The sequence below is a fragment of the Caulobacter sp. GW821-FHT10A10 genome (genome assembly GCF_059415745.1).
This window is the reverse complement of record NZ_JBWKNV010000009.1, coordinates 124882-148873: the sequence shown is the minus strand read 5'-3', so window position 1 is coordinate 148873 and position 23992 is coordinate 124882. Positions and strand designations below refer to the sequence as shown.

The following is a 23992-nucleotide window of genomic DNA, read 5'->3' as shown; positions in this document are numbered from 1 at the left end:
ACGCGCCAAACCTCAACGGCAGCCGGTTCCGGCGATCAGTTCGACCTCGGAAACCTCGACCGCCTTGCCCGCGGTCAGCTCCAGGCGATAGCGGGCATAGGCCTTGCCGGACTTCAGGTCGAAGCTCCGGGTCGCATGGCGATGCTCGAAGCGCTCGCCGCGCCGCTCGTCCAGCTTCACCCAGCGCTTGCCGTCGAAGCCGCTGAAGCGCCACGCGGTCGGGTCGGCCGCCTTGGCGCCGACGCTGACCGTATAGGCCTTCAGGCAGGTCGCCGCCGGACGGGTGAGGGTCGCTGACTGGCCGGCCGAGGCGGTCCAGACCGTCGAGGTCTTGCCGTCGGCCAGGACCCCGACACTGGCGTCGCTGTTCAGCACCGCGCCGTCATAGGTCCACTGGCCGGGCTTGTCGCTCATGGTGAAGCTCAGCACGCCGCCGGCCAGCACCTGCGCCTGGGTGATGAAGGGACCGGCCAGCGGCTTTCCGTTCAGGCTGGCCGCGGCGATGTAGGGACGGTCGGCCCCGGCATTGGCCGCGACGACCTCCAGAGACCGTCCCCCCTCCAGGTGCAGCACGCTGCGCGGATGGCGCGGGCCGTGCAGGTAGAAGAGGTCGCTGCCGAGCTTCGGGAACAGGCCCAGGCGGTTGAAGACGTAGTTGGAGCTCATCGCCCCCGCGTCCTCGTCGCCCGGATAGGCGGTGGCGGTGAAGTGCTTGAACACCTCGCCCGACCAGTAGGACGACAGGTCCGAACGGCCCAGGGCGTGGAACAGCCAGGGGGTGGCGAAGGACGGCTCGTTGGTGATGTCGATCAGACCAGCGTCCAGGGCGTGATTCAAGCGCTCGTTGAAGCGCACCCGGCCGCCCATGGCCTCGACCAGGCCCGGCAGGTCGTGCAGCACGCCGTAGGAATAGATCCAGGCCGTGCCTTCGTAATAGCCGACATTGTTGTGGACCTTGCCGTCCCAGCCGAGCTTGGGATCGATGTCCTGGAACTTGCCGTCAGGATAGCGCGGCATCAGGAAGCCCTGGAAGCCGTCGCTTTCGGTCTCGGGGTTCCAGATCTTTCGCCAGTTGGCCGAGCGCGCGAACAGCACCTTGGCCTCGTCGGCATGGCCGGCCTTGGCCGCGACCTGCGCGGCGAAATAGTCGTTGAGGGCAAAGCCCAAGGTCGAAGAGCCCGACTTGGCGCGCTGATTATTGGGCTCGGGGCTGCGGTCGCCGACGCCGAAATATCCGCTTTCCAGATAGCGCGGGCGACGGCGCTCGAAGGCGTTGAAGTGGGTCAGCCGCCAGGCGTCGCTCCAGTTCACGCCGGCCGCGCCGCGCAGGGCCGCCTCGCCCAGCACGTTGTCGACTTCGTCGCCCCCCTGCCCCACGTGATAGTTCTGGCCGCCGATGATGGCGGTGTCGGCGGCGCCGAACTTGTCGAAGGTGTGGATCAGCGAGTTGATATTGGCCGCGTACTCGCTGGGACGCAGCACCGACATCAGCGGAAACAGCGTCCGGTAGGTATCCCAAAGGGTGTAGTGGTCGTCCCAGTTGGGCCGGCCCAGCTCCTTGGCGGGCTGGTCAAGGCTGCGGTCCCGGGGATGGGTCGAGGCGTGGTAGAAGGCCGTGTAGAAGCGGCGTGTCTGGGCCTCGTCCAGGCCCGAGACCTCGATCTCGCCGAGCCGGTCGTTCCACGCCGCCTGGGCCTGCTGGCGCACGCGGTCGTAGTTCCAGTCCGGGATCTCGCGGTCCAGCAGGGCCTCGGCCGTTTCGGCGCTGGTGAAGGACACCGCGATCTTGACCAGCAGCGGCTTGCCGCCGCTCGTCTTGAAGGTCTGCCAGGCGCCCAGGCGCTCGTCCGGACCGGTCTTGCCTTCGGTAGCGCCCGCGCGGCGCTCGGCCTTGTCGAAGACGCCCCAGGCGACGGGCTTCTGGTCGAACTTGGCCACGAACCAGATGTCGATCAGGGCCGGGTTCCAATAGCCCTTGGCCTTCACGTGGCCGACGATCTTGCCCTCGGCCGGATAGAGCTTCACGTCGGCTTGGTCCGACGCGACGAGCCCCCCGACCTTGCGGGTGACGTCGAACACCAGCTGGGCCTGGTCGGTGTCGGGATAGGTCAGGCGATAGATCGCCGAATAGTGGGCCGGCGTCGCCTCGACCTTGGTATCGTAGCGGCTCAGCCGCACCGAATAGGCGTCGGCGGCGAGAACCTCGTCGGCCTTGGGCGACAGGTGGGCGGTCTCATCGAACTGCGGCTGCCCCACCTGGGGCGACAGCAGGAACGTGCCGTAGGTGGTGACCCCGCCCGACCCTTGCGAATGCAACTGGGCGAAGCCGCTGATCGGCTCGGCGGCGTTATAGCCGGCGTTGCTGGGATTGGGCGTCTCGGGCGAGGGATGGATCGAGCCGTTCGGCAGGGTCGGCCCGGGAATGGTGTCGCCTTCGTTGTCGTTGCCGAGGCCGACCTCGAGGGCGGGAAGCTTGTAGAGGGACTGGCCGGGGGCGGCCTGGGCGATCGAACCTGCCGCCAGCGCGGTCGTGGCCAAGAGGGTCGCCAGCAGGGTGGAAAATCCAGCGCGTAGTCCCGGCATCGAAATCCTTCCGGTCTCAGGCTTTCAGCGAGTCACCCAGGAGGCCCCGCGGAAGAGAAAATATAGCCGGTCCACGGAGGGACCGGCTATCGAGTGATCACTGGGGGAAGTGAGCTTAGAAGGTGGCGCGCGCCGTCAAGGTGAAGGTGCGGCCGTCGTAGTCGACCCAACGCGATACTTGGTAGTCGTTCTCGTATTCGAAGCGGACCGCGTCGGTCAGGTTGTAGGCGTCCAGCGAGACGGTGAGCTGGTCGTTGACGTTGTAGGACGCCGACATGTCCAGCTGGCCGCGCGGCTTAACCGAGCGCGAACCGCCGCTGTAGGTGCCGTTGGCGTTCAGGTCGTAGGCCGAGCGGTAGTTGTAGACCATCCGCACGCCGAACTTCGGCGTCTCGTAGTAGCCGATGACGTTGACGTTGTGCTTGGAGATGCCCGGGAACGGGGCGATCGCCGGGCTCTTCGACGTCGTGTAGGCGTAGTTGAAGCTGCCACCGAAGTTCTTCCAGAAGCCCGGCAGGAAATCGAGGTTCTGCTGGATGTTGAACTCGACGCCCTCGACGGTGGTCGGCTTGTCGAGGTTGTAGGCGCCGCTGGCGTTGACGTGCACCTGCTTGGTGGTGCTGCTGAGCGCCGTGGCCGTGCAGTAGGTGCCGTCCCACGACAGGGCGCCGAAGCCCCAGGTCGAACCGTCGGCCGGGCACAGGATCGCCGGATCCGAGGTCGAGGCGATGCGGCCGGTGATGTTCTTGCGGAAATAGGCCAGCGAAACCAGGCCGTTGGGGCGGTTGTACCACTCCAGCGACAGGTCGAAGGACTCCGCCAGATAGGGCTTCAGCTTGTTGTTACCGATCTGCACCGAGACGTCGTAGACGTTGACGCTGCCCGAGGTCAGGCTGGTGTTGAGGATCTGGGTCGGGCTGACCTTGGTCGACGGCGAGTACTGGCGCGGGTGCGGGCGCACGTAGGTCTTGTAGTAGGCGCCGCGCAGGATCAGGTCGTCGGTGATGTCGGCCACGAAGATCGCCGACGGCAGGAAGTAGTCGTACTTGTTGACGTACTTCTCGGTCTTGAAGGCCGTGGACGAGCCGATCGAGTCGGTCGGCGCGGTGGTGCGGTCCAGGGTCGTGATCGTGTTCTTGGTGTCTTCGTAGCGGCCGCCGAAGTTGCCGCGCACGCCGTGACCGAAGATCTCGGTGTCGTACTTCGCCTGGATGTAGAACTGATTGATATCGTTCTCGTTGGTGAAGTTCTTGTCGTAGTAGCTGCTGTCCGCGTACTGGATGTTGAAGCCTTGGCTCGACAGGCCGCCGCTCTGATAGGCCGTGACCGGACGGACGGCGTTCAGGAACTGGCGGATGTTCAGCACCTGCCAGTTGCGATTGTAGTTGCCGCCCTCGCCACCCATGAAGTCGTCGACGAAGGGCGACGTGATCATCATGTCCGAGGTGATGTTCTGCAGCTGGGCGCCGTAGGCGTAGACGCGGTAGCCGGTCGACACATACTTCTCGCGCTCCAGGCGCACGCCGCCCTGGATGCTCTTGATCGGGCCAAGCTGAGTAAAGCGCTCGACGTCGAAGGCGGCGCTGTTCAGTTCGTTTTCGGCGAAGCTCTCGGTGCCCTGGATCTGGATCTGGTTGGTCGAGTTGGCCTTGGCGCCGTTGTTGTAGAACGACGTCGGATCGGAGGTTCCGCCCCAGGTCCAGGTCTGGCCCGTCGTGATCGAGTTCTGCGGGTTGGGCGAGGTGGTGTAGATGAAGTTGCCGATGTCATCGAGGCCGGTGGTCAGCGAACCGGTGACGCCGTTGCCGCCCGCGCGGGTGTAGTTGGCGACATCGACCTCGGTCTCGACCGAGGCGTTGTAGCCCGACGACAGGGTCAGGGCGGCGGCGACGCGCCAGTCCTCGTTGTTCCAGTCGAAGGTGCCGAGCAGGCCGTCCGACTTCTGGCGCTGCGAATAGAGACGGGTCGAGGACAGCGCGTTCATGTTGGCGAACGTGTAGCTCTGGTACAGGTAGCGACCGTCGTTCGTCTTCACCGGCGTGCCCGTGGGCGTGATCACCGTGCCCGCGCCGGCCGTCGACGACGGCAGGACGGTGTTGATCAGGAAGTACTGGACGGTGTCGGGCAGGTTGCGATCGGTCTTGAAGCCGATCAGGCTGACCTTGGTGTTGTCGTTGGGCCGCCACTCGATACCAGCCGTACCCGACCAGACCTCACCCACGTTCATGCGGGTGTACTGACGGATCTGGGTGTTGGCCCAGACGCCGTTGCTGCTGGTCGAGCCGGTGTTGCTGGTGGTGTAGGCCGCTGCCTGAGCCTGGGTCAGGCCCAGGGCCTGGCCCAGCGAGCGGCAGTAGGACGTCGCGCTGGTCGGGCAGGCGGTGGCCGAATAGTACTGGCCGTAGGTGGCGTTGAACTGCGTGGGCGTAAGGCCCGTCATCGCCGACGTCAGATAGTCGTAGCTGTTGAGACGGATCGTATCGCGGCGGAAGTTCTCTTTCTTGTAGGCCAGGGTGCCGAACACCGCGAGATCGTCGGTGAGGTGCTTGTTGTAGCCGATGGTCGCGGCCGGCGCGCCCAGGCTGCCCAGGGTGTTGTACTCGTAGGACGCCTTCATGAAGCCGCCGTCCTTGCGCGACAGCGCCGGCGCGATCTGCAGATCGACATTGCCCGAGAGGCCGCCCGAGACGGTGTTGGCCATCGGCGACTTCTGGATGACGAAGGCCGAGAAGATGTCGGAGTTGAACGCGCCCAGCGGCGAGCCCTGGTTGTCGCGCAGCAGCGCGGGGCCGGCGAACGACTGGCCGTTCAGCGTGTTGCGGGCGTATTCGCCAGGCATGCCGCGCAGGTTGATGGTGGCGTCGCGACCCTCGGCCTCGCGGTTGATCTGGACGCCGGGGATACGCTGCAGGGCCTCGCCGACGTTCAGGTCGGGGAAGCGGCCCAGGCCGTCGGACGAGATGCCGTCGGTGATTTCAACGGCGTTCTTCTTGGTGCGGACGGCGTCGGCGTAGCTTTTCTTGAAACCCGTGACGACGACGGTGTCGACCGTATCGTTCTGGGTTGCGGCCGCCTCCTGAGCCAGGGCGAGCGCCGGCAGGCCGCCCATGACGGTTGCGGACAGAAGCGCGATCTTCAGGACGCGCATCGAGCTGATCTTGGACTTCAATTTCGTTCCCTCCTCGTTATGGCCCGCCGTCTTGCGTGACAGCTTTTCAGCCAACCCCTCTCGCGGTACCGGTCCCAGCAATCTTGCGATTGGCCAGGGCAATGTGGAGATAGAACCCACACGGCGCCGCGCCCGTAAATCAGCGACGATCAGTTTGATATCGCTGGCTTTTTTCGTATTGTTAAATTGATTTGTATATTATTTTCCCGAGACAATCTAGAAAATATTTTTCGGAATTGCAAATTGGTCAGGCCAAATTAGATAGGTCGCAACCAGCGGTGACAGCGCCTCACCTGAGCGTTGAGCGCAGCCGGGCTGGAAAAGCGACGCGGGCTGAACGAGGCTCGGGTCAGGGAGTGAGTGAATGAAGGCAAGCATGATGGCGGGCGCGGCCTGGCTGGCGATCGGCCTCGCCGCCCAAGCGGAGGAAGCGCCCAAGGTCGATCCGGTGCAGATCGATTCCACCCGCCCCGACTGGGAGAACCCGGCGGTCAACGCCCGCGGCAAGATGCCGGCCAGCGCCAGCCACTTCCCGTTCGAAAGCCGCGCCGCCGCCCTGGCGGGCGACATGACCAAGTCCGCCCGCTACCTGTCGCTCGACGGCCAGTGGGCCTTCCACTTCAGCCCGTCGTCCGATGACGTGCCGACCGGCTTCGAAAAGTCGGACTACGACGCCTCGTCGTGGAAGGACATCAAGGTGCCGGCCATGTGGCAGGCCCAGGGCTATGACCAGGCCCGCTACAACAACATCACCTACCCGTTCCCCGCCAACCGCCCGCTGATCCCCCACGCCACCAACCCCGTGGGCTCCTACCGCCGCACCTTCGAGGTGCCGGCCGGCTGGAGCGGCCAGGACGTGATCCTGCACATCGGCGCGGCCGGGGCGGCCTACCGCGTCTGGGTCAATGGCCAGGAGGTCGGCTACTACGAGGACTCCAAGCTGCCGGCCGAGTTCGACGTGACCAAGTGGGTCAAGCCCGGCCAGAACCTCGTCGCCATCCAGGTGCACCGCTGGGCCGACGGCTCCTACCTCGAGGACCAGGACTTCTGGCGCGTCTCGGGCATCGAGCGCTCGGTCTATCTGAAGGCCGTGCCCCAGGCCCGGACCAGCGACGTCTTCGTCCACGCCGGCCTCGACAAGGCCTATCGCGACGGGGTGTTGAGCACCGAACTGTCGCTGACCGCCCGCAAGGCCCCGCTCACCGCGCGCATGACCCTGCTCGACGGCGACAAGGAAGTCCTCAAGACCGAGACCGAGGTCGCCGCCGGCGCCGCCCGTACCGTTTCGCTGAACGCCACCATCCCAGGCGTCCGCCAATGGACCTCCGAGACCCCCAACCTCTACACCCTGCTGGTCGAGCTGATCGACGCCAAGGGCGAGGTCGTCCAGGCCACGCCGCAGCGCATCGGCTTCCGCACCGTCGAGATCAAGGACGGCAAGGTGATGGTCAACGGCCGCCCGATCATCATCCGCGGCGTCAATCGCCACGAGCACGACCCGGAGACCTTCCACGTCATCTCCGAGGCCTCGATGCGCCGCGACATCGAGCTGATGAAGCGCGCTAATTTCAACGCCGTGCGTACGGCCCACTATCCCAACGCAGAGCTGTGGTACGCCCTCGCCGACGAATACGGCCTCTACGTCATGGACGAGGCCAATATCGAGAGCCACGCCTATATGGGCTGGGGCAACGCCGATCCCGACCAGCGGGCCAAGCGCCAGATCGGCTTCGACCCGGCCTGGGAAAGCGCCCATGTCGATCGCGTGCTGAACATGGTCGAGCGCGACAAGAACCACCCGTCGGTGATCTTCTGGTCGCTGGGCAACGAGGCCGGCATCGGCCAGAACTTCGAGAAAGCCGCCGCCGCAGCCCGCAAGCGCGATCCCTCGCGCCTGATCTCGTATCTGGGCTGGGGCGCCCGTCCCTGGGAGCACGTGCCCAATTCCTACGTCGACATCTACGCTCCGATGTACGACGACGTGACCAAGATGGTGGACTGGGCGACCGATCCGACCCGCACCCAGCCGATGATCCAATGCGAATATGCCCATATGCAGGGCAATTCGGGCGGCAACCTGAAGGACTACTGGGACACCATCTACAGGTACGACAAGCTGCAGGGCGGCTTCATCTGGGACTGGGTCGACCAGTCGATGTACCGCTACACCAAGGACGGTCGCCGCTACTGGGGCGACGGCGGCGAGTACGGACCCAATCCCGGCGGCGAAATCGAATTCGGCGACGGCATGATCCAGCCGGATCGCACGCCCAATCCGCACTATTACGAGGTGCGCAAGGTGCTCTCGCCGATCCAGTTCGGCGGCTTCGATCCGGCGACCGGCAAGGTGAGCGTGACGAACCGCCACGACTTCCGCGACCTGTCGGGCTTCGACTTCGACTGGGTGCTGGAAGCCGACGGCGTCGAGGTGGCCTCGGGCGCCCTCCCCGCCTTGACCACCAAGGCCCGCGGCGTGGAAACGATCACCCTGCCGCTGCCGGCCATCGCGACGAAGCCGGGCGTGGAATATTTCGTCACCGTCCGCGCCAAGGCCAAGGCCGGCGCCGTGCCGATGACCCAGGCCGGCTTCGTCGTCGATTGGGAGCAATTCGCCGTTTCCGCCACGCCCAAGCCCGCCGTGGTCCGTTCCGGCGCGGTGACGATCGCCGACGGCAAGGACGCCGTCACCTTGTCGGCCGACGGCGCAACGCTGAAGATCGATCGGACCACGGGCCTGGTCGCCGCCTACGCCAAGGACGGCGTCATCCTGGCCAAGGGCGGCCAGCCCAACTTCTTCCGGGCCGAAACCGACAACGACGCCGGCACAGGCCTCTCGACCCAGCAACGTCCCTGGCAGGTGATGACCAAGGATCGGCAACTGCGCTCGGTGGCCGCGCGCAAGACGGCTCAAGGCGCCGAGGTGACGGTCGAGTACGGACTGGGGGCCGGCGCGGCGAAGTTCATCACGACCTACAGCATGGCCGGCGACGGTACGGTGGCAGTGAGCGGCGACCTGACCCCGATCAAGGACGACCTGCCCCCGCCGGTGCGCGTGGGCCTGTGGTTCACCGTGCCCTCGGATCTGAAGACCGTCGAATGGCTGGGCCGCGGCCCGCACGAGACCTATGTCGACCGCTACACATCGGCGCCGATCGGCCTATGGCGAGGGGCGGTCGCCGACCAGAACCACGACTACATGCGGCCCCAGGACACCGGCAACAAGATCGACGTCCGCTGGCTGGAGCTGAGCGGCGGCGGCCGGGGTCTTCGGGTCGTCGGCGACAAGCCGCTGATGACCACCGCTCTGGCCTTCCCCTACGAGGACCTCTATCGCCGGCCGCCGGGAACCTGGAAGTCCACCGACATCGTCCCGCACGGCGACGGAACCCTGCTGATCGACGCCGCCCAATGGGGGATCGGCGGCGACACCACCTGGAACGGCTTCGGCTTTCCGCACATGAAGTACCGTACGCGGCTGGAGCCCACGCGGGTCAGCTTCCGCCTCGAGCCGTTCAGCGGCGACGGGACCACGCCCGACAAGGCCCGTCCCGCCGAAGCCACGCCGCCGCAATAGCCGCCCGCATGACCATCGCCGCGTTCACGGAGTTCCCTATGAAGCGTCTCGCCCTCTGCCTCGCCGTCCTGCTGGCCGGATCGGCCCTTGCCAGCGCCGCCCTGGCCGGCGAACCGATCAGCCCGCGCTTCAACGCCGACCCGTCGCCCCACGCCTTTAAGGGCGGCTACTACCTCTACGCCACGGACGATGCTTCCAACTCGGGCAAGTACTGGGACTCGACGACCTGGCGGCTCTACACCTCCAAGGACCTCAAGACCTGGAAGGACGGCGGCGCGTTCCTGGGGGTCACGGTGTTCAAGTGGGCCAAGCCCGACGCCAAGGCCTGGGCGCCCGAGGCGGCCTATCGCGACGGCAAGTACTACTTCTACGCCCCCGTCGGCGGCGACAAGATCGGGGTGGCGGTGGCTGACCGTCCGGAGGGGCCGTTCGTCGACGCGATCGGCGCGCCACTGGTCGACAAGGCCCGCGACGCCAACGCCGGCGTCGAGCCGATCGACCCGCAGGTGCTGATCGACGACGACGGCCAAGCCTACATGCTGTTCGGCACCCGCGTGCCGAAGATCGTCAAGCTTGGCAAGGACATGAAGAGCCTGGCCGGCCCGATCCAGGACATCGCCGTCACCGGCTTCCCGACCGACGATCCGAAAAAGAAGTACGGCGAGGCTCCGTTCCTGCACAAGCGCAAGGGCCTCTACTATTTCAGCTTCTCGACCGGCTGGCCGGGTCAGATCGTCTATGCGACCTCCAAGACCCCGCTGGGTCCCTACGCCTATCGCGGCGTGATCTTCGACTACCTGAAGATCTCGACCAACCACCAGGCCATCCTGCAGGACAAGGGCAGGACCTGGTTCTTCTACCACGACAACCTGCTGCCCGGCGGCGGCGACCACCGCCGCTCGATCGCCATCGAGCCGCTGACCTATGGTCCCGACGGTGCGATCATCGAGGTGCATCCGAAGAAACGGGCCCAGTAGCGCCATGGCCTGCTGGCGCAAGACGTGGCGGGCCCTCCCGCTTCTGCTGGCCTGCGCAATCGCGCCCGGCCTGGCGGCGGCAGAGCCCGCCCCCAAGCCGCTCTACCGCGATCCGGTGCTGGACGGCGCGGCCGACGTGTCGATCGTCTGGGACCGCGCGGCCCGCCTCTGGACGATGTTTTACACCAACCGGCGGGCCACCCTGCGCCTGCCCGATCCGGCGGACGTCGCCTGGGTGCACGCCACCCCGATCGGCGTCGCGACCTCGGCGGATGGCGTGACCTGGCGCTACAAGGGAACCGCGACCTTCCCGCAGGTCTGCACGGGCGTGACCCTGTGGGCGCCGGAGCTGTTCTACGAGCAAGGCGTCTACCACCTGTGGCTCACCATCGTGCCCGGCGTCCACCACCGCTGGGGCGAGCCCGGCGCGACGACGAAGATCGTGCACCTGACCAGCGCCGACCTTTCCGCCTGGGCCTGCGGCGAGACGCTCGACCTGGGCTCCGACCTGGTCATCGACGCCTCGGTCGTGCGGCTGAAGGACCGCTATCGCCTGTATTATCGCGACTCCCGGCCCAAGACCCGCCTCAAGGCCGTCGACAGCCAGAACCTGAAGACCTGGACGCCCGCGCCCGAAGGCGACGTCAGCAAGACCGCCGCCGAAGGCCCGAAGGTCTTCTGGTTCAAGGGGCGCTGGTGGCTGATCGCCGACGTCTGGAAGGGCCTGCTGGTGCTGCAGTCGAAAGACGGGCTGCACTGGACCGAGCAGGCCGATCGGCTGCTGCAGACGCCAGGCGTGCAGCCCACGGATCGCGGTATCGGCCAGCACCCCGACGTCGTGGTCAGCGGCGGACGGGCCTTCATCTACTACTTCGTCCACCAGGGCGCCGAGCCGGAAGCGCAGGCGGACCCCTACTGGAAGCAGCGGACGGTCATCCAGGTGGCGGAGTTGAAGCTGGTCGGAGGCCGGCTGACCGTCGACCGCGACGCGCCGGTGAAGTTCCGGCTGCGGCCGCCGCGTCGGTAGGCCGTTCCTCTAATCCGAGCATCCGCGCGGAGGCGGGGATGCTCGGAGAGAAGGGTCGGGAACGTTGGTCCGAGATCACCGCATGGTCGGGATCACGAAGCTTTGGTCGAGCACCGCGCCGCCCTTGGGCCAGCGCTGGGTGACGGTCTTGGTGCGGGTGTAGAAGCGCACGCCGTCCAGGCCGTACTGGTTGAGGTCGCCAAAGCCCGAGCGCTTCCAGCCGCCGAAGCTGTGATAGGCCACCGGCACCGGGATCGGCACGTTGATCCCGACCATGCCGACCTCGACCTGGTCGGCGAACTCGCGGGCGGCGTCGCCGTTGCGGGTGAAGATGGCCACGCCGTTGCCGTACTGGTGCCGCGAGGCGAGCTGGATCCCCTCCTCCAGGCTTTCGGCGCGGACCATCTGCAGCACCGGGCCGAAGATCTCGTCCTGATAGGAGCGGCTGGTCGGCTTGACGTGGTCGAACAGGGTCGGCCCGACGAAGAAGCCGTCCTCGTGGCCTTGCAGCGAGAAGCCGCGACCATCGACGACCAGCTCCGCGCCCTCATCGACGCCCAGTTGGATGTAGTTCTCGATCCGCGCCTTGTGAGCGGCGCTGACCACCGGACCATAGTGGGCTTCGGCGTCGGTGCTGACCCCAACCCGCAGGGAACCGATGGCAGCGACCAGCTTCTCGCGCAGGGCGACGGCGGTCTTCTCTCCGACCGGCACCACGACCGGCAAGGCCATGCAGCGTTCGCCGGCCGAGCCATAGGCCGCGCCGATGATGTCGGCGGTAGCCTGGTCGAGATCGGCGTCGGGCAGGACCACGCCGTGGTTCTTGGCGCCGCCCATGGCCTGGACGCGCTTGCCCGCCGCGCCGGCGCGGTGGAACACAGATTGAGCGATGTCGGAACTGCCGACGAAGCTGACAGCCTTGATGTCCGGATGGTCGAGGATGGCCTCGACACAGTCCTTGTCGCCCTGGACGACATTGAGGATGCCCGGCGGCAGGCCGGCCTTGATCATCAGCTCGGCCAGGCGCACCGGCACGGACGGATCGCGCTCGGAGGGCTTGAGGATGAAGGCGTTGCCACAGGCAATGGCCGGACCGAACATCCACATCGGGATCATGGCCGGGAAATTGAACGGCGTGATGCCCGCCACCACGCCCAGCGGCTGACGCATCGAATAGACGTCGATGCCGGGGCCGGCGCCCTGCGTGTACTCGCCCTTCAGCAGGTGAGGAATTCCGCAAGCGAACTCAATGACTTCCAGGCCGCGCTGGATGTCGCCCTTGCTGTCGGCGATGACCTTGCCGTGCTCGGACGACAGCAGGTGCGCCAGCTCCTCCATGTGGATTTCGAGCAGTCGCTTGAACTCGAACATCACCCGCGCGCGACGCTGGGGATTGGTCGCGGCCCAGGCTGGCTGGGCGGCCTTGGCGTCGGCGATGGCGGCGTTCAGCTCTTCGGCGGAAGCAAGGGCGACGCGGGCCTGCACCTTGCCGGTATTAGGATCGAAGACCTCACCGAAACGGCCGGAGGCGCCCTCGACGGCGCGGCCGCCGACGAAGTGGGGAATGCTGCGCATCAAGCGCTCCTTGTCGATGTCGCCGAGGATCATGGCTTGCGCACGATCCAGTCGTGGGCCGGGTCGTTGCGGAAGATCCACTTCCGGTGCGGGCCGGCCATGACGTTGAGATAATAGAGGTCGTAGCCGTGAGGGGTCCCGACCGGGTGATAGCCGCGCGGCACCATGACCACGTCGCCGTCCTGCACGCAGAGCGTCTCATCGAGGCTGCGGTCGTCGGTGTAGACGCGCTGGAAGGCGAAGCCCTGAGGCGGGTTCAGGCGGTGATAATAGGTCTCCTCCAGCGCCGTCTCCTCGCCCTCGCTGGCGGTGTCGTGCTTGTGCGGCGGGTAGCTGGACCAATGGCCGCCAGGGGTGATCACCTCGACCACCAGCAGGCCGTCGGCCGGCGCCGTCTCGGGCAGGATGTTGCGGACGTGGCGGACGTTGGTCCCCTGCCCCCGCACCTCGCGCGGCATGTCGGCCTCGGCGATCAACCGGGCCTGACCGCCCGCCTTGCCTGGAGCCGTGCACAGGGCCAGTTCGACATCGGTGACGGCGACGACCTCGTAGGCGGCGCCGGCGGGGACGTAGATCGCGCCCGGCGCCCTGTCCTCGAACACGCTGGCGCGACCGCCGATCCGGCCGAACGCAACGCCCTCGGCGCTGACCTCGGCGGTCCCGCTCATGATTACGACACAGGTCTCGCGCTCGGGCTCGACGCCGTCGAAGGTGTCGCCAGCGGTGAGCTTGACGACCTGGAAGCCGACGTGGGTCCAGCCGGCGCTCTCGGTGGTGATCTCCAGGACGGAGCCCGACACGTCAGGCGCATGCGGGCGAACGAGCAACTTGGACATCAACAGTCTCCGCACATCCCAATGCCCGTCATCCCGGAAGCCTCGCAGAGGCTATCCGGGACCCAGGGGCCGGCGCACTGCGGTCGCCCCTGGGTCCCGGCTCTCCGCGCTGCGCGCTGCGGCCGGGATGACGAGGAATGGGATTGAAAAGGGATCACGCCGCCCTCAAGCCCGCCGAAGCCGCTTCACGTTTCAGGGTGGCCAGGCCGATCTCGCCGTACTGGCGGGGATTGGCGATGGCCGGATCCTGCTCGGCCTCGACGATGATCCAGCCGGAATAGCCGATTTCGGCGAGAGCCTGCATGACGGCGGCATAGTCCAGCGAGCCGTCGCCAGGCACTGTGAACATGCCGGCGAGCACGCCCTCGAGGAAGCTGCCGCCGTCCTGCGAGATCACCTTGCTGAAGGCCTCGCCCCGGATGTCCTTGCAGTGGACGTGGGCGACGCGCTCAGGGTGACTGCGGATCATCGAGACGGGATCGAGACCGCCCAGGGCGGCGTGGCCGGTGTCGACGGTCAGGCCGACCGACGGGCCGGTGTTGGCCAGGAAGGCCTCCAGGTCCTCGGGACGCTCGACGACGGTGCCGAGGTGATGGTGGTAGGCGAACTTCAGGCCCTGGGCCTGGATGTAGTCGGCCACCTGCGTCAGGCGCGCGCCGAATTCCTTCCAGCCCTCGGCGTCGAGACGCGGCGTGGCCGACAGGGCCTGGGAGCGGTCGCCGTGGATGGCGTTGCTGGTCTCGGCGTGGACGAAGACGGTGCAGCCCATGGCCTTCAGCAGCGACAGGTGCGATTGCAGCGCCGCGATCTCGTCCTCGGCGGATTGCACCAAGAGATTGCCGCTGTACCAGCCGCCGACGAGGTCGAGGCCGTAGCGGTCGAGCAGCGGCTTCAGCACCGCGGGATCGCGCGGAAACACGCCGCCCAGCTCGACGCCGGAAAAACCGATGGCCTGGCAGTCGGCCAGCACGCTTTCCAGCGGGGTGTCGCCGCCCAGTTCGGGCATGTCGTCGTTGATCCAGGCGATGGGGCTCACGCCGAAACGGATGGTCATGGGCTTAGTCCCCCGTACGCTGCTGTTTGATCTTGTCTTCGTAATCGGCGCGGGCCGCGTTGACGGCCGGACGCACCGAGACCTCGGGCACGGCCACGTCCCACCAGGCGCCGCCGGGCGTGGTCGGCGCCGGGTCGGTGTCGATCACCACGACATAGGTCCGGTCGCTGGCCTTGGCGCGCTGGAGCGCGGCTTTCAGTTCGGCCAGGCTGGCCACCTTCTCCGACCGTGCGCCGAGGCTCTTGGCATGGGCGGCGAAGTCGATGTCGGGCAAGGTCTCGTGGACCGTGTCGGGCAGCAGGTTGTTGAACGCCGCCCCGCCGGTGGCGGCCTGCAAGCGGTTGATGCAGCCGAAGCCGCGGTTGTCGAGCACGGTGACGATCAGCTTGGCGCCCAGCATCACCGAGGTTGCGAGTTCGGAGTTGAGCATCAGATAGCTGCCGTCGCCGACCATCACGTGGACCTCGCGGTCCGGCGCGGCCATCTTCACGCCCACGGCGCCGGCGATCTCGTAGCCCATGCACGAGAAGCCGTATTCGATGTGGTAGCCGCCGGGCCGGCGGGTGCGCCACAGCTTGTGCAGCTCGCCCGGCAGGCCGCCGGCGGCGCAGACCACGACGCTGTCGTCGGACGAGGCCCGCCACACCGCGCCCAGCACCTGGGCGTCGGTCGGCAGCGGCCGATCGTCGGCGCCCGTCGCGGCGTCGAAGATCGCGTTCCAGCCGGCGACGCCGCCGGTCGCCTCAGCAGTCCAGGCCTCCGGCGCGCGCCAGTCGCCCAAGGCTTCGGCGAGCGCTTCGACCACCGCCTTGGCGTCGCCGACCACGCTGACCGCGCCGTGCTTGTGGGCGTCGTGCGGGGCGACGTTGACCTGCACCAACTTGCGATCCTGCGCGCCGAACAGGGCGCGGGAGCCAGTGGTGAAGTCCTGCAGCCGCGTGCCGATGCCGATCACGAGGTCGGCCTGCTCGGCGGCGGCGACGGCGGCGCTCGTACCGGTGACGCCGATCGCGCCGAGGTTCAGCGGATGATCCCAGGCCAGGCTCCCCTTCCCGCCCTGCGTCTCGGCGACCGGCAGGCCGGCTCCGGAGACAAGGTCGGCGAGCGCCGCTTCGGCGCGGGCGTAGAGCACCCCGCCACCGGCCACGACCAGCGGCCGCTTGGCGGCCTTGATCAGGGCGACGAGGTCAGCAAGCTCGCGCGGATCGGGACGCGGCGCGCGAATGCGCCAGACCTTCCTGGCGAAGAACCCTTCCGGATAGTCGAAGGCCTCGGCCTGCACGTCCTGGCAGAAGGCCAGGGTCGCGGGGCCGCAGGTCGCTGGGTCGAGCATGGTCGCCAGGGCGCGCGGCAGGGCGTCGAGGATCTGTTCGGGGCGGGTGATGCGGTCGAAATAACGCGAGACCGGCCGGAAGCAGTCGTTGGCGCTGACCGTGGCGTCGCCGAAGTCCTCGATCTGCTGGAGGACCGGATCGGGCCGGCGGCTGGCGTAGACGTCGCCGGGTAAGAACAGCACCGGCAGGCGGTTCACATGCGCCAGGGCGGCGGCGGTGACCATGTTGGTCGCGCCCGGACCGATCGAGGTGGTGCAGACCATGGCCCGTTCGCGCCGCGACTGCTTGGCGAAGGCGATGGCGGCGTGGGCCATGCCCTGCTCGTTGTGGGCGCGCCAGGTTGGCATCACGTCGCGGGCGCCGTGCAGGGCCTCGCCCAGGCCGGCGACATTGCCGTGGCCGAAGATCGCCCAGACCCCGGCGAAGTAAGGGAGCACGCCCTCGCCGGTCTCGACATACTGCTGCGAGAGCCAGTGGACGGTCGCCTGAGCGGCGGTGAGACGGATAGTGGCCATCTACGCGGCTTTCTCGGCGGCGCCGCGCAGACGCTTCCAGGCGTCGACCAGCACCTTGAACTTGCTGACCAGGGCGGCGACGGCCGCCTCGTCGTCGATGCGGCCGGCCAGCCAGTCGCGGGCCACGTCGTAGAAGATCGTCCGTCCCACGGCGAAACCCTTCACGATCGGGAACGGCGCGACGACCTCGAACGAGGAGACCAGTTCGGCCTCCGGCGCCGACAACCCCAGCAGCACCACGCCGCGGCAGAGCGGGTCGTTCTCGCGGATGGCGATCTCGATCTCGCGCCACGCAGCCGGGTCGGTCAGGGGCTCCAGCTTCCACCAGTCGGGACGGATGCCCAGGTCGTAGAGCCGCCGCACGCCGCGCGCTACGGTCCGGCTGTCGCTCGGCATGCCCGGCGGCAGGATCAGTTCGAGCAGCAGTTCGTGGCGGGTCTTGCGGCAGGCGTCGAACAACCGGAGCAACTGCCGCTCCTGGCGCTCGCGCAGTTCGAGCTCGTCGTCGGGGTGATAGAAGACCAGGCACTTGACGATCTGGTTGGCCGGCCACTCGACCAGCTCGGTGGCCACGTCGGCCGAGCTTTCGAACTCCAGCGGCCGCGACTTGGGAAGCTCGATCGGACGCGCGATCCAGTAGTCGTGGTCGGCGGCCAGGGCCAAGGCGTCGAACCCGAAACGGCCGTCCAGCAGCAGGCCAAAACGGCTCTCGTCGCCGCCGGCCACGGTCTCGACCGCGCGCAGGGCCAGGGTCTTGAAATGCGGAATGCGCTCGGGATCGCCGCCGGTCTCGGCGATGAGGTCGAGAAACTGGCTGCGATGGTCGACGGCCAGGACGGTCAGTTCGTCATAGACCCGGTCGCGGGTGGTGGCCCAGTGAATGTGCTCGAGCTCCACGTCCTCGCGCAGGCGGAACGGCCGCTCCCGATCGGACAGGAAAGCCTCCAGCTCGACCCAGGTCGGCATGGCCGGCGTGCAGCTGTGGCGCGAGACGACGATGGCCCCGCAGGCGTTGCCCCACTCGCAGCAGGTCTCGACGCTCTCGCCGCGCAGCCAGCCGCGCAGGAAGCCGGCCATGAAGGCGTCGCCGGCCCCCAGCACGTTGAACACCTCGACCTTGAACCCGCGCGCGCTGACGCCCTCGTCCAGGCTGCCCGGGATCGCGCCCGGGAAGGCCACGCAGCCGTCGGGTCCGCGCTTGCAGACCAGCAGCGCGCCAGGGGCCCCGCCGCGGATCGCGCGCAGGGCGGCGATGGTGTCGGTCGAACCGCCGAGGATGTGGATCTCCTCCTCGGTGCCGACGATCAGGTCGCAGAGGGCCACGACCTCCTGCAGCTTCTCGGTGACCTGGCGGTTCTCGACGAAGCGGTTCTCGCCAGCGTCCTTGCCGGCCAGGCCCCAGAGCACGGGGCGATAGTCGATGTCGAAGACCACCCGACCGCCGGCCGCCTTCACCGCGCGGGCGGCCTTGAGGCTGGTCTCGTAGACATTGGGCTGCGACAGGTGGGTGCCGTTGATCAGCACCGCGCCGGCCTTGGCGATCCAGGCCTCGTCGACGTCGGAGGGCTGCAGCGCCATGTCGGCGCAGTTCTCGCGGTAGAAGATCAGGGGAAAGTTCACCCGGTCGCGGATGCCCAGGATCACCAGCGCGGTCAGGCGGTCGGGGTCGGACAGCACGCCGGCGACGTCGACGCCCTCGCGCACCAGCTGCTCGCGGATGAAGCGGCCCATGTGATCCGCCCCGACCCTGGTCAGCAGGCCCGTCTTCAGGCCCAGACGCGCGCCGCCCGCGGCGGTGTTGGTCGGGCTGCCGCCCAGATACTTGGCGAAGGAGGACATGTCCTCCAGCCGGCCGCCGGTCTGCTGGCCGTACAGGTCGACGGAAGAACGGCCGACGGTGATGAGATCAAGGGCCTTTTCGTCGTGCGCCATTCCGGTTCCACGCTACTTTTTTCTGACCGACCTCCCCGTCGGCACCATGTAACGCATATTCCAAGTTTCCAAATCTCGCAACATTCATTTCATTTTCGAGCGAGAATGGAACGCACGGTTCAGCCGGCCTTGCGCTTCTTGCCCTTTTCCCTGTTGGCCTCGAAGGCGAAGCCGATGACCAGGGCCTGGGCCAGGCAGATCGAGGCGGCCAGCGAGCGGAAGGTCCGCACCTCGGACTCGCGGACGTGCAGCACCAGTTCCGCCGGTTTGGCGATCGGGCTGACCAGGCTGTCGCTGATCGACAGCACCTTGGCGTCGCGCTGCACCGCCATCTCGACGGCCTGCACCGTCTCTTCGGCATAGGGGTGATAGCTGACGGCGATCAGCAGGTCCTTGGGGCCGATGGTCTGCACCTGCTGTTTGGTCAGGCCCGCCACGCCGTCGATGAACAGGGTGCGCTTGTTCACCTGCTGCAGCGAATAGGCCAGGTACGAGGCCACTGGAAACGAGCGGCGGAAGCCCACCACATAGACCGTCTCGGCCCTGTCGATCAGGGCGACGGCCTTGGCCATGTCGGCCTCGCTAACCGTCTGCCCCAGGTTCTGCAGGGCCAGGGTGTTGCCCTCGACGAACTCCGACAGCACGTCGGCGCCGCTCTCGGGCTTGCGCGCCACGGCTTCGTTGAAGTGGCGTACACGCTCGCCATAGCCCAGGGCCGAGTGGCCCGACAGCAGGCCGTCGCGGAACAGCCGCTGCATCTGGCTGGCGCCGGGGAAGCCGAAGGTCTTGGCGAAGCGCACGATGGCCGAGGGCTGCACGCCGCATCGCTCGGAGATCACCGCCAGGGTCTCCAGCGCCATCTCGTTGGGCTCGTCCAGCACGTAGCGGGCGATCTGCTGCAAACGCTTGCTGAGCGTCTCGTAGCGTTCGAGGATCGCCGCCCGCAGCTCGTCCGCGCTGGTGGGGGCGTTCGCTGCCATGATTTCGTCCGTCATCCGCGCCCCACAGTCCGATCGGTCAAATTAGAATATCCGTTCCGCGCGTGAACGCCAGGGTTCAACTCACGACCAGGAATTCCACTTTACCCGTAGAGGGAATTTTTATTCCAGGCTACAGGAACACGAAGTCCCGGCCGTGTCATGAGCCGGACGAGGGAGCGATCATGGTCGAGACGACGCGATCGAACGGTCATGCGGCGGGAACGCCGCCCGCTCCTGCGCTCAATCCACCGAGACCTTGAAGGTTCCCATGCACGACATCGCCATCCTCGGCGCGGGCCGCATCGGCCGCATCCACGCCAAGAACGTCGCCGGCCAGGCTGGCCTGCGCCTGAAGCATGTGGTGGACCCCGTCGCCGAGGCTGCCGAAGCGCTGGCGGCCGAGACCGGCGCCCAGGTCTCCGACCTCGACACGGCGCTGAACGATCCGTCGGTGGCCGGGGTGATCATCGCCAGCTCGACCGACACCCACCTCGACTACAGCCTGAAGGCCGTGGCGGCGGGCAAGGCGGTGTTCTGCGAGAAGCCGATCGACCAGGATCTAGCCCGCGCCCGCTCGGCCGCCGCCGAACTGGGCGCGCCGGGCGTGAAGCTGTTCCTGGGCTTCAACCGCCGCTTCGACCCCAGCTTCCAGGCCTTGCAGGCCCGGCTGGCGGGCGGCGCGGTCGGCGCGCTGGAGACGGTGCACATCACCAGCCACGACCCGGCCCCGCCGCCGGTCGCCTACGTCAAGGTGTCGGGCGGCCTCTTCAAGGACATGGCGATCCACGACTTCGACATGGCCCGCTGGCTGCTGGACGAGCCGGTGACCGAGGTGTTCGCCGCCGCCAGCTGCCTGGTCGATCCCGCCATCGGCGAGGCGGGCGACGTCGACACCGCCAAGATCCTTTTGCGTACTGGCTCGGGCAAGATCTGCATGATCAGCAACAGCCGCCGCAGCGGCTACGGCTACGACCAGCGCATCGAGGCCTTCGGCTCCAAGGGCCTGGTCCGGGCCGACAACGTCACCGAGAGCACGGTCTCGGTCTGGGGCGAGGCCGGCGCGGCCAGCGACGCCTTCCAGAACTTCTTCCTCGACCGCTACGCCGAGGCCTATCGCCGGGAGATGGCGCACTTCGCCCAGATCATCCGCGGCGAAGCCCTGCCGGCGATCGGCTATGCCGACGGCGTCGAGGCCCTGGCCCTGGCCGAAGCGGCCGGTCAGTCGGTCCGCACTGGCCAGGTGGTCAAGCTCTAACGACCGAAGCCGCTGACGGGGTCGACATGATCCCGTCAGCGGGTTGTCGGGATCTAGAACTCCAGCTGCAGGCGGGCCTGGGCGACCGTGACGTCGGCGTCCAGTTGCGAGCCGGCGATCAGGCGGTTGTCGATGGTCGCCCGCGTCAGGTTCCCGGTCAGGCGCACATAGGCATAAGGGTACCAGTTGGCGCCGAGCGTGACGGCCGTGTAGGTCCCGGCCGTCGAAAGACCGGTCTGCGAGGCCAGCGTGGTGACGCCGTTGGCCGCCATGTCGCTGAAATCGGCGTAGTCGTAGCGGGCGGCGAACTCGAGCGCGCCCAGGCCGCCCTTGTCGAGCGGATGGGCGACCTTGATCCGGCCGAACGAGCCGTTGGGATTGTAGGGCCGCGTCTCGCCGGTCGCGAGCCAGCTGACCGAGGCGTAGGCGGTGACAATGTCGAAGTCCGGCCCGCCCAGCGTCGAGCTGAGATTGGTGGCGATGCGGTCGACCTTGATCCGCGCCGCCTCGCCTTGCAGCGACAGCGCCCGGTGGATCCAGGCGGCCTCGATCCCCAGCGTGGTGTCGCCGTCGCCGACCGCGCCTGTCGAGAACAGGGTCGCACCCGACGAGGTCTGGGACCTGAAAGCGGTGTTGGCCGCCGCCGAATAGGTGAAGCCGACCTCCCCTCCCCGATCGCGGCGGCGCACCCAGGCGCCCAGGTGCAGGCGGTCGGCGTCGGAAAGCTGCGGCGACCAGGTGGCGCGGACGGTGGCGCCCAGCCGCTCGACGGCCTGGTTGGGATCGTAGCCGCCGGTCGCGTCGGTCTTGTTGATGTTGTCGCCCTGCAAGGCGCCCCACAGCGACCAGTTCGGACCCGTGCGCACCGCCTCCAGCGACAGGGCGTAGCCGGCGTCGATCACGTCGCCATAGGCGCCGCGCTCCATGAAAGTGATCGACTTGAACGAGGTCAGCCCCTCCAGCGAGGCGGCCTTCTGGTTGCCGGCTAGTAGCGAGGTCTGGGCGTCGAGCTTGTACTCGATGATGGCGTCGTCCCAGCTCCAGGCGCCGCCGCTGACCGCGCCGCCCTCCAGGCGATAGCCCCAGCGGCCGGTCTGGCCCTCGACGCCGAGGAACAGCTGCCGGGCCTTGAACTGGCGGGCGTGATAGTCGGCAACGCCGTCGCGCTCGGCGACCGCGTCGACGGCGTCTAGCAGGATCCGGCCGCGCAGCTTGAAGGTCGAACCCGAGGCGTCGGTGAAGCGGGGCGAGTTCTCCCAGCGGACGGTCTCGACGGCAGGCTTCGGCGGCGGTGCGGCCGAGGCGGTCGGCAGGGTCGCGATCGGCGCGGGCGTGGGAGTAGCGGTAGTGACAGCGGACTGGCGCTCCAGGACGTCGATCCGCGCCTGCAGCAGCTGGATCTGGGCCTTCAGGGCGGCGAGATCGGCGTCTTCGGCGCGGGCGGCGCCGGCGAAGCCGACGGCCACGAGGGCCGTGGTGGCGAAGAGAATGCGCATGGGCGTGGGTTCCTGCTCCCACGCGAGGCGCGGGAGGAAGAGGAAGGAAAGGGCCGCCGCGTCGGCGGCCCGGCTGCCTTTTTGGGTCCGTTATTCGGCCGCGGCCGGAACCGGCTCGACGTCGGACGGCGTGGGGTGACCGGCCAGGGCGGCGTCGAGGGCGTCCTTGTCGAGGGCCTTTTCCCAGCGGCTGACGACGATGGTGGCCACCGCGTTGCCGATGAAGTTGGTCAGGGCCCGGCACTCGCTCATGAACCGGTCGACGCCGAGGATCAGGGCCATGCCCGCCACCGGCACCGAGGGCACCACCGAGAGGGTGGCGGCCAGGGTGATGAAGCCCGCGCCGGTGACGCCCGCCGCGCCCTTGGACGACAGCATGGCCACGGAGAGCAGCAGCAGCTGGTCGCCGATCGACAGATGCACGCCCGTGGCCTGGGCGATGAACAGCGCCGCCAGGGTCATGTAGATGTTGGTGCCGTCGAGATTGAACGAATAGCCGGTCGGGACCACCAGGCCGACGACGGGCTTGGCGCAGCCGGCGCGTTCCAGCTTGTCGATCAGGCTGGGCAGGGCCGATTCCGACGAGCTGGTGCCCAGCACCAGCAACAGTTCGCTCTTCAGATAGCGGATCAGCTTGAGGATCGAGAAGCCGTTGAACCGGGCCACCGCGCCCAGGATCACCACGACGAAGATGATCGAGGTGGCGTAGAAGGTGCCGACCAGGGCGGCGAGGTTCACGACCGAACCGATGCCGTACTTGCCGATGGTGAAGGCGAAGGCCCCGAAGGCGCCGATCGGCGCGGCCTTCATCAGGATGCCGACCAGGCGGAAGAAGGCGTGGGCGATCGATTCCAGCAGATCGACCACCGGCTGGCCCTTGTCGCCGACCAGCACCAGGGCGACACCGAACAGGATCGAGAAGAACAGCACCTGCAGAATGTCGCCGTCCGCGAAGGCGCCCGTGACCGTGGCCGGGATGATGTTGCTGAGGAAGCCGACGATGGTCGTCTCGTGGGCCTTGGCGGCGTAGCTGGCGACCTTCTCGCTGTGCAGCGTGGCCGGATCGATGTTCATGCCCGCGCCCGGATGGACGAGGTTGCCCACCACCATGCCCAGCACCAGGGCCAGGGTGGAGAAGGTCAGGAAGTAGGCGAAGGCCTTGAGCACTACGCGACCGAACTTGCCCAGGTCGCGCATGCCGGCGATGCCGGTGACGACCGTGAGGAAGATCACCGGGGCGATGACCATCTTCACCAGCTTGATGAAGGCGTCGCCCAGCGGCTTCAGGCTCTCTCCGAAGCCCGGCCAGAAGTGGCCGATCAGGGCGCCGGCGGCGATGGCGAACAGCACCTGGATGTAGAGATGGGTGTACCAGGGACCGGGACGCGGCGGGGCCGCGGCGGACGGGGCTTGCGGGATCATCTGGCGGGCTCCTGGGCTCGTTTCCTCGCGCGTCCTTGCAGGTCGGGCGCTTGAACCAAGAGTGGCGCAGGATGGTCCGGGCGGGAGTCGAGCCTCGATAAAATCCTTAAAGCCATGAATAATTGAAAGATTGTGGTGATGCAGGCTCGCTTCGACGCGACACGCCGTGTCATAGTCCGCCCAGCTTCGATCCATATTGTGTGGAATATGGCACAACCCAATTCGATCGCACCGCAGATGCTCTCCGCGTCAGGCCCTGTCGT

At 67.5% G+C, this 23992-nt stretch carries 14 protein-coding genes; 4 read left to right on the top strand and 10 right to left on the bottom strand.

The window, feature by feature from the left end; all coding sequences use genetic code 11:
• Nucleotides 1–12 precede the first annotated feature (12 nt).
• Both AC07NS_RS22590 and AC07NS_RS22585 read right to left on the bottom strand, forming a co-directional pair.
• Entirely contained in the window at nt 13–2583 is a 2571-nt protein-coding gene (locus tag AC07NS_RS22590) for a GH92 family glycosyl hydrolase (RefSeq protein ID WP_494606898.1), read from the bottom strand.
• Between the two features lie 115 nt (nt 2584–2698).
• A complete protein-coding gene (locus AC07NS_RS22585) occupies nt 2699–5731 on the bottom strand; it encodes a TonB-dependent receptor (protein WP_494607037.1) in 3033 nt (1010 codons plus the stop codon).
• 385 nt (nt 5732–6116) lie between these two features.
• On the opposite strand from AC07NS_RS22585, the gene AC07NS_RS22580 reads away from it, so the two are divergent.
• From AC07NS_RS22580 to AC07NS_RS22570, 3 genes are read left to right on the top strand one after another with little or no spacing between them, the layout of a single operon-like run.
• On the top strand, nt 6117–9326 hold the full coding sequence (locus tag AC07NS_RS22580; RefSeq protein WP_494606897.1) for a glycoside hydrolase family 2 TIM barrel-domain containing protein: 3210 nt from the start codon (nt 6117–6119) through the stop codon (nt 9324–9326).
• 38 nt (nt 9327–9364) lie between these two features.
• Nucleotides 9365–10303, top strand: coding sequence for a family 43 glycosylhydrolase (locus tag AC07NS_RS22575; RefSeq protein WP_494606895.1), 939 nt, complete (start codon nt 9365–9367; stop codon nt 10301–10303).
• A 4-nt stretch (nt 10304–10307) separates the two neighbouring features.
• A complete protein-coding gene (locus AC07NS_RS22570; RefSeq protein WP_494606893.1) occupies nt 10308–11330 on the top strand; it encodes a glycoside hydrolase family protein in 1023 nt (340 codons plus the stop codon).
• 75 nt (nt 11331–11405) lie between these two features.
• Here the strand turns inward: AC07NS_RS22570 and AC07NS_RS22565 are convergent, their stop codons facing one another.
• The 6 genes from AC07NS_RS22565 to AC07NS_RS22540 form a co-directional block, all read right to left on the bottom strand.
• The gene (locus AC07NS_RS22565; RefSeq protein ID WP_494607035.1) at nt 11406–12908 is read right to left on the bottom strand and encodes a CoA-acylating methylmalonate-semialdehyde dehydrogenase; all 1503 of its coding nucleotides are present in this window, start codon (nt 12906–12908) and stop codon (nt 11406–11408) included.
• A 26-nt stretch (nt 12909–12934) separates the two neighbouring features.
• On the bottom strand, nt 12935–13744 hold the full coding sequence (iolB, locus tag AC07NS_RS22560) for a 5-deoxy-glucuronate isomerase (RefSeq protein ID WP_494606890.1): 810 nt from the start codon (nt 13742–13744) through the stop codon (nt 12935–12937).
• Nucleotides 13745–13895: 151 nt separating this feature from the next.
• Nucleotides 13896–14795 (bottom strand): myo-inosose-2 dehydratase, encoded by a 900-nt coding sequence (gene iolE, locus AC07NS_RS22555; RefSeq protein ID WP_494606888.1) that lies wholly within the window; start codon nt 14793–14795, stop codon nt 13896–13898.
• 4 nt (nt 14796–14799) lie between these two features.
• Nucleotides 14800–16644 carry a 3D-(3,5/4)-trihydroxycyclohexane-1,2-dione acylhydrolase (decyclizing) gene (gene iolD, locus AC07NS_RS22550; RefSeq protein ID WP_494606886.1) on the bottom strand — a complete coding sequence of 615 codons (1845 nt, stop codon included), beginning with the start codon at nt 16642–16644 and terminating at the stop codon, nt 14800–14802.
• Nucleotides 16645–18576: a bifunctional 5-dehydro-2-deoxygluconokinase/5-dehydro-2-deoxyphosphogluconate aldolase gene (locus AC07NS_RS22545; protein ID WP_494606884.1), complete on the bottom strand. Its 1932-nt coding sequence runs from the start codon at nt 18574–18576 to the stop codon at nt 16645–16647.
• 119 nt (nt 18577–18695) lie between these two features.
• Complete coding sequence (locus tag AC07NS_RS22540; RefSeq protein ID WP_494606882.1) at nt 18696–19571, bottom strand: MurR/RpiR family transcriptional regulator; 876 nt, start codon at nt 19569–19571, stop codon at nt 18696–18698.
• Nucleotides 19572–19824: 253 nt separating this feature from the next.
• Here AC07NS_RS22540 and iolG point away from each other — a divergent pair, with 253 nt between their 5' ends.
• Nucleotides 19825–20811 carry an inositol 2-dehydrogenase gene (iolG, locus tag AC07NS_RS22535; protein ID WP_494606880.1) on the top strand — a complete coding sequence of 329 codons (987 nt, stop codon included), beginning with the start codon at nt 19825–19827 and terminating at the stop codon, nt 20809–20811.
• A 53-nt stretch (nt 20812–20864) separates the two neighbouring features.
• Here iolG and AC07NS_RS22530 read toward each other — a convergent pair whose 3' ends face one another.
• Both AC07NS_RS22530 and AC07NS_RS22525 read right to left on the bottom strand, forming a co-directional pair.
• Nucleotides 20865–22307, bottom strand: a complete 1443-nt coding sequence (locus AC07NS_RS22530) for an OprO/OprP family phosphate-selective porin (RefSeq protein WP_494606878.1) — start codon at nt 22305–22307, stop codon at nt 20865–20867.
• A gap of 90 nt (nt 22308–22397) precedes the next feature.
• Complete coding sequence (locus AC07NS_RS22525) at nt 22398–23729, bottom strand: dicarboxylate/amino acid:cation symporter (protein WP_494606877.1); 1332 nt, start codon at nt 23727–23729, stop codon at nt 22398–22400.
• Nucleotides 23730–23992 lie beyond the last annotated feature (263 nt).